Genomic DNA, 12,642 nt, shown 5'->3' with positions numbered 1-12,642 from the left:
TGAGGGAACCGTGTCCACGGACCTGTCGTCCCGCGGCCCCCGGCCGCGGGTCCTGCACCTCACCCAGCCGGTCGACGGCGGGGTGGCCCGCGTCGTGACGGACCTGGTCGGGGCACAGCTGGCGGACGGCCTGGACGTCACCGCCGTCTGCCCCGACAGCCCGCTCGCCGCCCGGCTCCGCTCCCTCGGCGCGCACGTGCGGCCCTGGCGGGCGACGCGCTCGCCGGGCCCCTCACTGGCCCGGGAGGTACGGCAACTGGCCCGCCTCATCGACGAGGTGCGTCCCGACCTGGTGCACGCGCACAGCGCGAAGGCCGGGCTCGCCGGGCGGCTGGCGGTGCGCGGGCGCATCCCCACCGTGTTCCAGCCGCACGCCTGGTCGTTCGAGGCGGTGGGCGGCGGCACCGCGGCCCTCGCGCTGCGCTGGGAGCGGTGGGCGGCACGCTGGGCCTCGCGCGTGGTGTGCGTGAGCGAGGCCGAACGGGCCACCGGCGTGCGCGCCGGCATCGCCGGCCGGTGGGCCGTCGTCCCCAACGGCGTCGACCCGGAGCGTTTCCGTCCGGCCACCGCCGACACCGTACGGGCCGTGCTGCCGCCGCTGGCCGGGCTGCCCGCACAGGCGCCGCTCGCCGTGTGCGTGGGCCGGCTGTGCCGGCAGAAGGGGCAGGACGTGCTGCTGCGGGCCTGGCGGTCCGTGGCCCGCCGGGTGCCCGACGCCCGTCTCGTCCTGGTCGGCGACGGCCCGGAACGCGACCGGCTGCGCGCCGCCGCCCCGCCGTCCGTGCTGTTCGCCGGGGCCGTCACGGACGTCTCCCGCTGGTACCAGGCGGCCGACGTGGTCGTCCTGCCGTCCCGCTGGGAGGGCATGGCGCTGGCGCCGCTGGAGGCGATGGCCTGCGGCCGGCCGGTGGTGGTCACGGACGTCGACGGCGCGCGCGAGAGCCTGCCGTCCGCGCTGACCGCCGAGTGCCTGGTGCCGCCGGAGGACCCGGACGCGCTGGCCGGGGCCGTCGGCGCGCTGCTGCTCGACCCGCCGCTGCGCGCGGCGCTCGGCGAGCGGGGCCGCCGGCACGTGCTGTCCCTGCACGACGTGCGGCACACCGCGCAGGCCGTCGCCGACGTCTACCGCGACGTGCTCGGCAGCCGGCCCGACACGACGAGAGCGTGCCCCCACCGGGCGGCCGGGGGCGCCGGGGCCGACCGCACGACGCGGCGCGTCGAGCCCTTCGAGCACAGGGAGTCCATCCACTCGTGACCGCTGAACGCACCGTGCCGTCCCCCGGCGTACCGCCACAGGACCACGGGATCCCGCCCGTCTCCGTCATGTCGTCGCGCGGCGCCGGCCCCGGGCCCCGGCTGCCCGCCGCGCTGCCCCGGCCGCCCGCGCGGGCGCCGCTGCTCCTCGCGGACGCCGTCGCCGTCGCGGCGGCCGTCCCCCTGCTCACCGGCGACCGCTTCCACACCCCGCTCGTCGCCCTGCTGGCCGGTGCGTCGCTGCTGCTGCGCCCGCGCGGCCTCCGCCCGCACGTGCCGGCCCTGCTGGACGAACTGCCCGCCGTGTGCGGGCGGATCGCGGTGGCCTGGCTGGCGACGGCCGCGCTGTGGGCGGCGTACCGGCCGGAGTCGGCGCTGTCCGCCGGCGCCGTGCTGGCCGGGTGCGCCGTGCAGGCGGCGGTGTGCTGCGCCCTGCGCGCGGCGGTGCACGGGAGGCGGCGTGCGGTGCTGCTGCGCCGGCCGCACCCCGCGCTCGTCGTCGGGCCGGTGGCGACCGCGCAGCGGGTGGCCGCCGCGGTGCTGCGGCATCCGCGGTCCGGGGTGCGTCCGGTGGGGATCGTCGCCGGGCAGCCGGACGGCGGCGAGGGCGTTCCCGTGCTGCGCACGGACGAGGAGGTCGAGCGGGCGGTCATCCAGAACGCGGTGCGGGCGGTGCTCGTCGTCGACCCCTCGGCGCGGACCGAACACGACGCGCTGCTGCGGACCCTGGCCGGTTCCGGCTGCGCCGTCTGGGAGGTCGACCCCGGCCCGGCGCCGTATCCGGCGCGGGAGCGGCTGGCCGGGTTCGCCTGCCGGCGGCTGGAGCTCGCCCCGGTGCGCGGCGGCGGCTTCGGCAAGCGGCTGCTCGACATCGTGGTGTCGGGGACGCTGCTGCTGCTGGCCGGTCCGCTGCTGCTGGGGTGCGCGCTGGCGCTGCGGATCAGCGACGGGCCGGGCGTGGTGTTCCGGCAGGAGCGGATCGGCGTCGACGGCAGGCCGTTCACGCTGCTGAAGTTCCGCACCCACCGGCCGGTCGACGAGCACGAGTCGGCGACCCGGTGGAGCGTGGCCAACGAGCAGGAGATGCGCCGGTTCTGCCGCATGCTGCGGCGCACCTCCCTGGACGAGCTGCTCCAGCTGTGGAACGTGCTCCGCGGCGACATGAGCCTGGTCGGCCCGCGTCCCGAACGGCCCTACTTCGTCGCTCAGTTCAGCCGCACCTACCCCGGCTACGCGACCCGGCACCGCATGCGCACCGGCATCACCGGGCTGGCCCAGGTGCACGGGCTGCGCGGGGACACCTCGATCGAGGACCGCTGCCGGTTCGACAACGCCTACATCGACGACTGGTCGCTGTGGCGGGACGTCTGCATCCTGCTGCGCACCGCGGCCACGCTGGTCCGTCCGACGGGGAGCTGACGCCACGTGAGCCACGTCCTCGTACCGCTGCCGCGCCGGGCCGCCGCACTCGTGCCGGTCCTGCCGCTGGTGGCGGTGCCCGCGCTGCTGGCCCTGCCGCTGCCGGGAGACGGCGCGGGGCCGGCCGACGTGGTGTCCGCGCTGGTGGTGGGGTACTGCGTGGTGCGGCTGCTGCGGGAGCGGCGCAGGCCGCTGACGCCGGTGGCGGCCGTGGTGCTCGGGCTGCCGGTGGCGGGGCTCGCGCTCGCCGCCATGGGCGCGGCCACGCCGGCGACGGGGCTCGGCGGTCTCGGCCGCTACCTCCAGGTGTTCGTGCTCGTCCCGGCCGCGGTGCTGGTGCTGCTGCGCGGCCGCGCCGACTTCCGGGTGCTGGCCTGGTCGTTCGTCGGGCTCGGGCTGTGGCAGGGCGCGGTCGGCGTGCACCAGTACGTCACCGGCACCGGCGCCTCCTACCGGGGCGAGACCGTGCGGGCGGTGGGCACGTTCGGCGCGCAGGACGTGATGGGCATGGCGACGGCCGTGTCGCTCGGCCTGGTGTGCGCGGCCGGCATCGCGCTGGGCCGGGGCCCGGTGCGGCAGCGGGCCGTCGCCGCGGGCTGCGCGCTGGTGCTGGCGCTGCCGCTGGCGCTCTCCTTCAGCCGCGGCGCCTGGATCGCGACCGCCCTGACCTGCACGGTGCAGTTGGCGCTGGCGGGGCTGCGGCGCGCGCTGAAGGCGGTGGCGGTCGTGGCCGCCGCGGCGGTGGTCCTGATGGGCGGCTTCGGCGTCGGTACGGCGATGCTGGAGCAGCGGATCGGCTCCATCGCGGCGGTCACCGACGCCCCGGACCAGTCCGTCGTCGACCGGTACGCCCTGTGGGCGGCGGCCGTCGGCATGTGGCACGAACGCCCGCTGACCGGCGTCGGCCTGAAGAACTTCCCCGAACACCGCGACGCCCACGCGGCCCTGGCGCTGTCGTCGGGCAGCGACATCGGCGGCGCCGGTGAGACGTACCACCGGCAGCCGCTGCTGTCGCCGCACAGCATGTACCTGCTGGTGCTGAGCGAGCAGGGCCTGGTCGGGCTGCTCTCGCTCGCCGGGAGCTGGCTGGCGCTGCTGGTGTGCGCGGTGCGGGCGCTGGCCCGGGTGCGTCGGCACGGGCCCGGGTTCGACTGCGCGCTCGTCGCCTGCGGCCTGCTGCTGTGGCAGCTGACCGACTTCGTGTACGGCGACATCGGCGGCCCCTCGACCGTGCTCACCGGGCTGGCGCTGGGCCTGGTGGCCTGGTGGGCGCTGGCCCGTGACGAGCCGGCGGACACCGCGGACCGGGCCGGCGCGCCCGGCCGGGTGGAGGAGGCGGTGACGCGATGACGGTGCTGCCCTCACCGGCGCCCGGCCCCCGCACGGACGGACCCCAGGTGGCCGCTCCCCGCACCGGGGACACGGCGGACGCCGGGACACCGGAGCCGGCCCGCGGCGGTGATCCGGGGCCGGTGTCGCGGAGGTTCCTCGCCCGGGCCGCGCTGGTCACGGCGTCCCTGTCGATCGCCGGGTCGCTGCTCGGGCTGGTCCGCGACCAGTCGCTGGCCCGGCTGTTCGGGGCCGGCAGCGACACCGACGCCTTCCTCGTCGCCTGGACCGTGCCGGAGATCGCGGCCACGCTGCTCATCGAGGACGGGCTGGCGATCGCGCTGATCCCGGCGTTCAGCCTGGCGCTGGCCCGCCGTGCCCGGGGCGCCGCCGGCGACCCGGTGCGCGAACTGGTCGCGGCGACCCTGCCGCGGCTGTGCCTGGCGCTCGCCGCGGTCGCCGCGCTGGCCGCCGCCGCGGCCCCCTACCTGGTCCGGGCCCTGGCGCCGGGCCTGCCCGATCCCCGCCTGGCGGTGGACTGCACCCGGCTCACCGCGGTCAGCCTGCTGGCCTTCGGGCTGGCCGGGTACTGCAGTGCCGCCCTGCGGGCGCACCGCCGCTTCCTCGCGCCGGCGGCGATCTACGTCGCCTACAACGCCGGGATCATCGCGGCGATGTTCCTGCTCGGCGGGGAGTGGGGAGTGCGGTCGGCGGCGGTCGGGGTCGCGGTGGGCGGCTGCCTGATGGTGCTGGTGCAACTGCCGTCGCTGTGGCGGCAACTGGCCTCCCGCACCGCCCCGGAGCCCGCCGTGGCCGGACCCGCGGCGGAGGAGCGGCCGATGCGGCTCGCGCTGATCGCCGCCGTGCTGCTGTTCGCGCTGTGCCGCCAGTCGCAGGTCCTCGTCGAACGCTTCCTGGCCTCCTCGCTGCCCGCCGGGGCCATCTCGCACCTGAACTACGCGCAGAAGGTCGCGCAGATCCCGATGACGCTGTCGCTGATGGTGTGCACCGTCACCTTCCCCGTGGTGGCGCGGGCGCTCGCGGACGGCGACACCGAGCGGGCCCGCACCCGGGTGGAGCGGGACCTGGTGCTGGCCTCCTGCGTGGTGCTGTCCGGCATGTCCGCGGTGGTCGCCTGCGCCCCGCAGATGATCGAACTGCTCTTCCAGCGCGGCGCGTTCACCGCCGCCGACACCGCGGCGACGGCGGGCGTGATGCGCGTGTACGCGCTCGGCCTGCTGGGCCAGACGCTGGTGGGCGCGCTGGTCCGCTGCTACTTCTCGGCGGGCCGGCCCCGCTGGTACCCGGTCGGTGTGATGGCGGCGGGCATCGTCGCCACATCCGTGATCGGCGCGCTCACCGTGGGCCGCTGGGGCGTGGCGGGGATCGCCGCCGCCAACGCCTTCGGCATCACCGTCACCGCCGCCCTGCTGCTGACCGGCCTGCGCGCGGCCCGCTCCGGCGACCGTCCCGGCGTGACGGTCGGCGCCCGCCGGGTCCTGGCCGAGCTGGCCCGGCCCGTGCTCGCCTCGGCGCTCGCCGTGACCGCCGGACTCCTCGCCGCGAGCCGGTTCGCCTCCCCGGCGGCAGGCCTGGCGGCCGGCTGCCTGGCCGTCACCGCCGTCTTCGCCCCGTTCGCCCTGTCCGTCGTCGGCGGCCGGGGCCCCGCATCCGCCGCGCGCTCCGTACGCGCCGTCACACGAAGGCTCACACATGGCCGCTTCCGTTGATTCCGTCGGCACCGGCAGGCTCCCCGCGCCCCGCCCGGGGCCCGTCCCGTGGGTGGCGATGTACCACTCGGTGGGCGACTGCTCGGACGACCCGTACCGCATCACGGTCACACCGGAGCGGCTCGGGCGGCAGCTGGCCTGGCTGCGCCGGCGCGGGCTGCGCGGCGTGTCCGTGGCCGCTCTGCTCGCCGCCCGCGCCCGGGGCGAGGGCCGGGGCCTGGTCGGCCTCACCTTCGACGACGGGTACACCGACTTCCTCACCGGCGCGCTGCCACTGCTGCGGCGGTACGACTGCGGCGCCACCCTCTTCGTCCTGCCGGGGCGGCTCGGCGGCGACAACGCCTGGGACCCGCTCGGTCCGCGCAAGCCGCTGCTGACCGCCGACGGCATCCGGCGGGCCGCCGCCGAGGGCATCGAGATCGGCTCGCACGGACTCACCCACGTCGACCTCACCCGCGCCGACGACGCCGCCCTCACCGCCGAGGTCGCCGAGAGCCGCGCCCGGCTCACCGAACTGACCGGCGCCCCGGTCGACGGCTTCTGCTACCCGTACGGCACGGTCGACGCGCGCGCCGTCGAGGCCGTGCGCAAGGCCGGCTACGGCTACGCGTGCGCCATCGACCCGGGCCCGCTGACCGGCCCGCACGCCCTGCCGCGCGCGCACGTCGGCCAGAACGACACGGCGTGGCGCCTGCACCTCAAGCTCCGGCTGCACCGGCTGCGCCGGCGACCCGTGGAGGGGGTCTGAGATGAGGGCGCTGCACATCATCACCGGTCTCGGCGTCGGCGGGGCGGAGCAGCAGTTGCGGCTGCTGCTGCGTCATCTGCCCGTCGACTGCGACGTGGTGACGCTCACCAACCCCGGCGCGGTCGCCGCGGGGCTCGATGCCGACGGTGTCCGCGTGGTGCACCTCGGCATGGGCGGCAACCGCGACCTGGCCGTGCTGCCCCGGCTGGTGCGGCTCATCCGTACCGGCCGCTACGACCTGGTGCACACGCACCTGTACCGGGCCTGCGTGTACGGCCGGCTCGCCGCCCGGGCCGCCGGGGTCCGCGCGGTCGTCGCCACCGAACACTCCCTTGGCGACACCCAGATGGAGGGTCGCAGGCTGACGCCGGGGGTGCGGGCGCTGTACCTGGCGAGCGAGCGGCTCGGCTCGGCGACCGTCGCCGTCTCCCCGACGGTCGCCGAGCGGCTGAAGCGCTGGGGCGTGCCCGCGCCGCGCATCGAGGTCGTCCCCAACGGCATCGACATCGACCGCTTCCGCTTCGACGCCGGGCGCCGGGAGCGCACCCGCCGGCGGCTCGGTCTGCCGCAGGAGGCGTTCGTCGTCGGCGGGGTCGGCCGGCTCGCCCGGGGCAAGCGGTTCGACGTCCTGGTCCGGGCGCTCGCCCTGCTTCCGCCGGACCACTGGCTGCTGCTGGTGGGCGGCGGGCCCGAGGAGCACCTGCTGCGCCGCACGGCCCACGAGGCCGGCGTCGCCGGGCGGGTCCTGTTCACCGGTGAACGCCCCTGCGTCCCCGACGGCTCCCCCGGCCCCGACCTGCCCTCGCTCACCGCGGCGATGGACCTGTTCGCCTCCCCGTCCGCCGAGGAGGCCTTCGGCCTGGCGGCCGTGGAGGCGCTGGCGTCCGGCCTGCCCGTGCTCTACGCCTCCTGCCCGGCGATCGAGGACCTGCCGCCGGCGGCCGCGGCCGGCGCCCGGCGGGTGCGCGGCGGCCCTGCGGCGTACGCGCGCGCGATCGCCGAGGTCCGCGCGGCCGGCCCGCGACCGCGCACGGCCGGCGAGGCCGCCCACCACTACAGCATCACCCGCAGCACGGCCCGCCTCATGGACGTGTACGCGGCAGCCGTCACCGGCTCGTCATCGTCCCCCGCACCTCGACGTCTTCAGGGAGCAAGCCCGTCATGACCGACACCCCGACCCGTCGGCTGCGTACGACGCTGGACCGCGTCCGCACGCTGCCGGCCTGGTCCGCGCTGGTGGCAGGCACGCTCGCCGGCGGTCTGTGCGGCGGCGCGTACGGCCTGCTCACGCCCGCGCAGTACGCGGCCACCAGTTACGTCGTCGCCGTACCGGCCGAGAACGCCACCCCGGAGGCGGCGCGCGGTTTCGCGCAGGCGTACGGCCGGGTCGCCACGCAGCTCGCGGTGCTCGGCGACGCGCAGGTGTGGGCCGGTGTGCCGGTGCGCACGCTGCGGGACAGCGTGCGCACGGCGACCTCGCCGGACGCGCCGATGGTCTCCGTCACCGCCACCTCCACGGATCCGGAGCTGGCCGTCGACATGGCGAACGCCGTGACCCGCGCGCTGACCCGGCACGCGGAGGACACCCGGGGCAGCACACAGGTGCGGCTGGTGCAGTTCTCGCGTGCGGTGAAGCCGGGCGAACCGGCGTCCGCCTCGTCGACGACGACCGCGCTGGTGGGGGCCGGTGCCGGCGGGCTGCTGGGCGGTCTGGCCCTGCTCGTGCGGCCCGGACGGCCGGGCCGGGACGAGGACCCGGTGCCGGCCGCCTCGGTGCCTGGTCCGGCCGCCGCCGCCGACGTGCAGCGGTGACGGCGGCCGGGGCGGCGGTGCCGCTAGCGGGTGCGCGACCACCAGTCGATGCGCAGGCAGAGCCGTCCGCCAAGCCAGTGTTCCACCACCGGGCCGAGGTCCAGCGGCGAGCAGTTCTGCGGGGGCGTCGGCTCGGCGGGCGTGGCCGGTACGGGCGTTGCGTCCGGGGTGGTCTCCGGCGTCGGCTCCGGGGTGGTCTGCGGGTCCGCGTCGTGGGTGCGGCCGGACAGGACGGAGCGGTAGACGCGGGAGGACTCCGGGTTGGCTCCGCACTGCCACACGCCGTGCGGGCAGTAGTCGGTCACCGTGTTGTACAGCGGGCGGTGCTTGTCCATCCAGGCGAGCATGCGCCGCATGTACTCGGGGTTGTCGCCGTTGCGGAACAGGCCCCACTCGGGGTAGGAGATCGGCTTTCCGTGGGCCCTGGCGAAGTCGACGTGCGCCTGCAGCCCGTACGGCTCCGAGACCTGTTCGTCGAAGGAGCGGCCGGCCGGCTGGTCGTAGGAGTCCATGCCGATGATGTCGACCGTGTCGTCGCCCGGGTAGCACTCCGTCCAGGGAACGGCGTCCCGGCCGCGGCTCGGCGTGAAGTCGAAGCGGAACTTCTGGCCGGGCACCGCGCGCATGGTGGTGACGATCCGGTTCCAGTACTTCTTCCAGGACTCGGGGTCGGGGCCGCACCGGTGGGTGTAGGTGACGCCGTTCATCTCCCAGCCGAGGACCAGGACGGTGTCCGGCACCTTCAGCTCGACCAGCCGCTCGGCGAGGGCGCGGAAGTGGTGGTCGAACTCCCCGGACGCCCCCCGCCGCAGCAGTCGGCGGACCTCGTCGTCGGAGACTCCGGCCTCGTTGCGCTCCTGCATGGGGACGTTGAGGACGAGCATCCGGTCCTTGCGGGCGTTGCGCCACTGCGCCCACGACTCCAGGAACCCGATGTCGCCCTCGATGTCGCTCCAGTGGTTGCCGGGCAGGTAGGTGTGCCCGACGCGGAGTTCGGCGTCGCCGAGCCAGCGGCTGAGCTGCTCCATCCGGGCCACGCCCCGGCCGTCGGAGGCGAGGAACGCGCCGAAGGCCGGGACTCCGCGTCCCGGCACCGGGACGGACGGGACGGTGACGGACGGCGGCTTGATCGACGGCACGGTGACCGACGGCGTCGGGACGGACGGCGTCGGGACCGACGGTGCGGCGGGGGCGGTGGGCGCGGCCGTGGGCCGCGGTGGGGACGGCACCGCCGGGGCGGAGTCGTCGGCGCGCACCGCCCCCGCCGCCGGACCGGCCGCCAGAGCGGCCGACACGAAGGCCGCGACCACCCCCACGGCCGTCCCGCGGGCCCGGACCCGTCTGTGCTGTGCGGCCATCGGCTGCTCCTCTTCTCGCTCTCGTCCGCCTCTTGCCCGAAGTCCTCGCTATTGACGGACAGTCATATGAAGTCAGGCACAGGAGATCCGGCGGTGCCAATGTCACTGCGGCTTTCGAGTGCCGGGCTCCCCCGTGCGGGTGAGCCGAACGCCGGAAGGAAGTGAGAACGCGTGTCGCAGCTCGACACCCGCGTCCCCGCCGTACTGCTGCGGATCGACCGGAATCCCTTTCACCACGGAACGCTCGGGGCCGTACGGTCGCTCGGCCGGGCCGGGGTGGAGGTGCACGTCGTCGCCGACGCCGACAACAGTCCCGTCCGCCGCTCGCGCTATGTGCGCCGCCTGCATCCCCCGCCGCGCCCGGGGGCGTCCGACGCGGAGATCCTCGCGGCGCTGCGCGAGGTGGCCGCCCGCGTGGGACGGCCGGCGGTACTGGTCCCGATGGACGACGCGACCGCGATCGCCGCGGGACGGCTGCGCGCGGAGCTCACCCCGTCCTATCTGCTGCCCGACGTCCCGGCCGGGCTGCCGGAACGCGTCGCCGACAAGGCCGAACTGGCCGCCGTGTGCGCCTCCGCCGGCCTCCCACACCCGACGACGCTGATCCCGGACAGCCCGCAGCGGGCCGCCGACGACGCGCTGCGCCTGGGCCTGCCCGTGGTGGCGAAGTGGAGCCGGCCCTGGCTGCTGCCGCCCGGCAGCGGTCTGCGCAGCACACAGCTGGTGCACTCCCCGCGGCAGGCCCGGGAGCTGTACCTGCGGACCGCGGAGGCGGGCAGTCCGCTGCTGCTCCAGGCGTATCTGGCGCCGGGAGCGGACCTGGACTGGTTCTTCCACGGCTACGCCGACCGCTCGGGCACCGTCCGCGCGGGCGGCCCGGGCCGCAAGCAGCTGGCCTGGCCGCGCGGCGCGGGACTGACCGCGGTCGGCCACTGGACCCCCAACCCCGAGGTGTGCGCGCTCGCCGGACGGCTCGTCGGCGCGCTGGGCTACCGCGGCGTCCTCGACCTGGACTTCCGCCGCAGCGGCAGCACGGGCCGCTACCACCTCCTCGACTTCAACCCCCGCCCCGGCGCCCAGTTCCGGCTCTTCGCGGACAGCGCGGGACTGGACGTCGTACGCGCGCTGCACCTGGATCTGACCGGGCGTCCGCTGCCGGAGGGTGAGCCGGTGGCCGGGCGGTCGTTCGTGGTGGAGAACTACGCGCCGTTCGCCGCGCTGCGCACGGCACCCGGCGGACGCGAACTGGCCTGGTACGCCGGTGACGACCGTGTTCCCGGATGGGTGATGTGGGCGCTGTGGGCCCGCCATGTGTCCGGCCGGCTGCGGCAGCGGCTGGTCCCGGCGGTTCCCGTACCGGCTCCCCGGGCGGCCACGCCCTTGCTGACCGACAACGAGAAAGCGAGCAGTTGATGATGTACGACCTCCTGGTGGTGGGCGCCGGTCCGTACGGTCTGTCGATCGCCTCCCACGCCGCGGCCGCCGGACTGACCCTGCGGGTGTTCGGCCGGCCCATGGCGTCCTGGCGGGACAACATGCCCGGCGGCATGTTCCTGAAGTCCGAGCCGTGGGCGTCCAACCTGTCCGACCCTGCCGGACGCTGGCGCCTCGACGCGTACTGCACCGAACAGGGCCTGACGGCGCGTCACGCGCACCCGATCCCGGTGGAGGCGTTCGCCTCCTACGGCCTGTGGTTCGCCCGCAACGCCGTGCCGGAGGTGGACGAGCGCACGGTGACGCGGGTGTCGTCGGGGCCCGGCGGCTTCACCGTGGTGACCGAGGACGGTGAGGCGCTGTACGCGCGGACGGTGGCGCTGGCGGTCGGGGTGATGCCGTTCATCGAGGTGCCGCCGGCGCTGCGCGGCCTGCACCCGGCGCTCGTCACGCACAGCAGCCACCACAACGACCTGGGCCGCTTCCAGGGCAAGGACGTCACGGTGATCGGCGGCGGCCAGGCCGCCCTGGAGACCGCGGCGCTCCTCGCCGAACAGGGCACGCGGGTACGGGTGCTGGCGCGGGCGGAGCGGCTGCGGTGGAACGACGTGCCGCCGCCGTGGGAGCGTCCCTGGTGGCAGTCGGTCCGCTCACCGCACAGCGGGCTCGGCCCCGGCTGGCGGAACTGGTTCTACTCCGAGCGTCCCGGCCTGTTCCGGCGGCTGCCGGAGGCGACCCGGTCGCGCATCGCGGCCACGGCGCTGGGCCCGGCGGGCGCCTGGTGGGTGCGGGAGCGGGTGGAGCGGGCGGTGGACCTGCTGCCGGGTCTCGAGGTCACGGCGGCCGCCGCGGTACCGGGCGGGCTGCGCCTCGACCTGACCGACCGGACCGGCGCGCGGCGCGCACTGGAGACCGAACACGTCATCGCGGCCACGGGGTTCAAGGCGCACCGGGACCGGCTCGGGCTGCTCTCCGCGGAGCTGCGCGGCACGCTTGCGGCGCTGCCCGACGGCTCGCCGGCGGTGGACCGCGGCTTCGAGTCCTCGCACCCCGGGCTGTTCCTGGCGGGCCTGGTGACGGCGTCCGGCTTCGGCCCGGCGATGCGCTTCGTGCACGGCGCCACGTTCACGGCGTCGACGCTGGTCCAGGGGGTGCGCCGACGGCTCAGGGGGACGCCGGTGCACGGGACGGTGCCGGTGCCGGTCGGCCCGGGAGGGAGCAGCCGCAGCGGGGCGCCGGCGCCGGTGAGCCGCTGAGCCGCCGAGGCGGTGAGCCGGTCAGCCGGTGCGGTCGCCGAGGCGGTGAGCCAGTGAGCCGGTGTGTTCAGTGCGTTCGGTGTGTTCGGTGAGTTCGGTGAGTTCGGTGAGCGGCCTCATCGGCGAGCCGGTGAGCCAGTGCGGTCGCCGAGGCGGTGAGCCAGTGAGCCGGTGTGTTCAGTGTGTTCGGTGAGTTCGGTGAGTTCGGTGAGTTCGGTGAGCGGCCTCGTCGGTGAGCCGGTCAGCCGGTGCGGTCGCCGAGGCGTGAACCGGTGAAGTCGGTGAGGCCTGAGGTCGCCGGG

The 12,642-nt window shown here is 76.2% G+C and carries 10 protein-coding genes; 9 read left to right on the top strand and 1 reads right to left on the bottom strand.

The features are described from left to right. The first annotated feature begins 10 nt into the window (after positions 1–10). The 7 genes from FGW31_RS22505 to FGW31_RS22475 are packed head-to-tail and all read left to right on the top strand — an operon-like array spanning position 11 to position 8,292. Complete coding sequence (locus FGW31_RS22505; protein WP_182674732.1) at positions 11–1,255, top strand: glycosyltransferase family 4 protein; 1,245 nt, start codon at positions 11–13, stop codon at positions 1,253–1,255. After that, positions 1,252–2,673 carry an exopolysaccharide biosynthesis polyprenyl glycosylphosphotransferase gene (locus FGW31_RS22500; RefSeq protein WP_142195278.1) on the top strand — a complete coding sequence of 474 codons (1,422 nt, stop codon included), beginning with the start codon at positions 1,252–1,254 and terminating at the stop codon, positions 2,671–2,673. Before FGW31_RS22505 ends, FGW31_RS22500 begins: the two co-directional genes overlap by 4 nt. Before the next feature lie 6 nt (positions 2,674–2,679). Further along, on the top strand, positions 2,680–4,023 hold the full coding sequence (locus tag FGW31_RS22495) for an O-antigen ligase family protein (RefSeq protein WP_142195277.1): 1,344 nt from the start codon (positions 2,680–2,682) through the stop codon (positions 4,021–4,023). Next, positions 4,020–5,732, top strand: coding sequence for a murein biosynthesis integral membrane protein MurJ (gene murJ / locus FGW31_RS22490; RefSeq protein ID WP_142195276.1), 1,713 nt, complete (start codon positions 4,020–4,022; stop codon positions 5,730–5,732). The genes FGW31_RS22495 and murJ overlap by 4 nt, the downstream gene beginning before the upstream one ends. Beyond that, a complete protein-coding gene (locus tag FGW31_RS22485) occupies positions 5,716–6,480 on the top strand; it encodes a polysaccharide deacetylase family protein (protein ID WP_142195275.1) in 765 nt (254 codons plus the stop codon). The genes murJ and FGW31_RS22485 overlap by 17 nt, the downstream gene beginning before the upstream one ends. Before the next feature lies 1 nt (position 6,481). Continuing rightward, positions 6,482–7,645 carry a glycosyltransferase gene (locus FGW31_RS22480; protein ID WP_142195274.1) on the top strand — a complete coding sequence of 388 codons (1,164 nt, stop codon included), beginning with the start codon at positions 6,482–6,484 and terminating at the stop codon, positions 7,643–7,645. Beyond that, positions 7,642–8,292, top strand: coding sequence for a YveK family protein (locus tag FGW31_RS22475; RefSeq protein ID WP_142195273.1), 651 nt, complete (start codon positions 7,642–7,644; stop codon positions 8,290–8,292). The genes FGW31_RS22480 and FGW31_RS22475 overlap by 4 nt, the downstream gene beginning before the upstream one ends. A gap of 23 nt (positions 8,293–8,315) precedes the next feature. Here the strand turns inward: FGW31_RS22475 and FGW31_RS22470 are convergent, their stop codons facing one another. Beyond that, the gene (locus FGW31_RS22470; RefSeq protein ID WP_142195272.1) at positions 8,316–9,650 is read right to left on the bottom strand and encodes a glycoside hydrolase family 26 protein; all 1,335 of its coding nucleotides are present in this window, start codon (positions 9,648–9,650) and stop codon (positions 8,316–8,318) included. 171 nt (positions 9,651–9,821) lie between these two features. On the opposite strand from FGW31_RS22470, the gene FGW31_RS22465 reads away from it, so the two are divergent. Next, positions 9,822–11,063, top strand: a complete 1,242-nt coding sequence (locus tag FGW31_RS22465) for a carboxylate--amine ligase (RefSeq protein WP_142195271.1) — start codon at positions 9,822–9,824, stop codon at positions 11,061–11,063. Positions 11,064–11,065: 2 nt separating this feature from the next. Continuing rightward, on the top strand, positions 11,066–12,340 hold the full coding sequence (locus FGW31_RS22460) for an NAD(P)-binding domain-containing protein (protein WP_142195321.1): 1,275 nt from the start codon (positions 11,066–11,068) through the stop codon (positions 12,338–12,340). Positions 12,341–12,642: the final 302 nt, after the last annotated feature.

This window comes from Streptomyces calvus (genome assembly GCF_006782915.1).
GTDB lineage: Bacteria > Actinomycetota > Actinomycetes > Streptomycetales > Streptomycetaceae > Streptomyces > Streptomyces calvus.
The sequence above is the reverse complement of the archived record's forward strand: the minus strand, read 5'-3'. Positions and strand labels throughout refer to the sequence as shown.

Excerpts from the sequence above, each read along its gene's own strand:
- murJ (WP_142195276.1), top strand. The coding sequence starts at position 4,020 with ATGACGGTGCTGCCCTCACCGGCGCCCGGCCCCCGCACGGACGGACCC.
- FGW31_RS22485 (WP_142195275.1), top strand. The coding sequence starts at position 5,716 with ATGGCCGCTTCCGTTGATTCCGTCGGCACCGGCAGGCTCCCCGCGCCC.
- FGW31_RS22480 (WP_142195274.1), top strand. The coding sequence starts at position 6,482 with ATGAGGGCGCTGCACATCATCACCGGTCTCGGCGTCGGCGGGGCGGAG.
- FGW31_RS22475 (WP_142195273.1), top strand. The coding sequence starts at position 7,642 with ATGACCGACACCCCGACCCGTCGGCTGCGTACGACGCTGGACCGCGTC.
- FGW31_RS22470 (WP_142195272.1), bottom strand. The coding sequence starts at position 9,650 with ATGGCCGCACAGCACAGACGGGTCCGGGCCCGCGGGACGGCCGTGGGG.
- FGW31_RS22460 (WP_142195321.1), top strand. The coding sequence starts at position 11,066 with ATGTACGACCTCCTGGTGGTGGGCGCCGGTCCGTACGGTCTGTCGATC.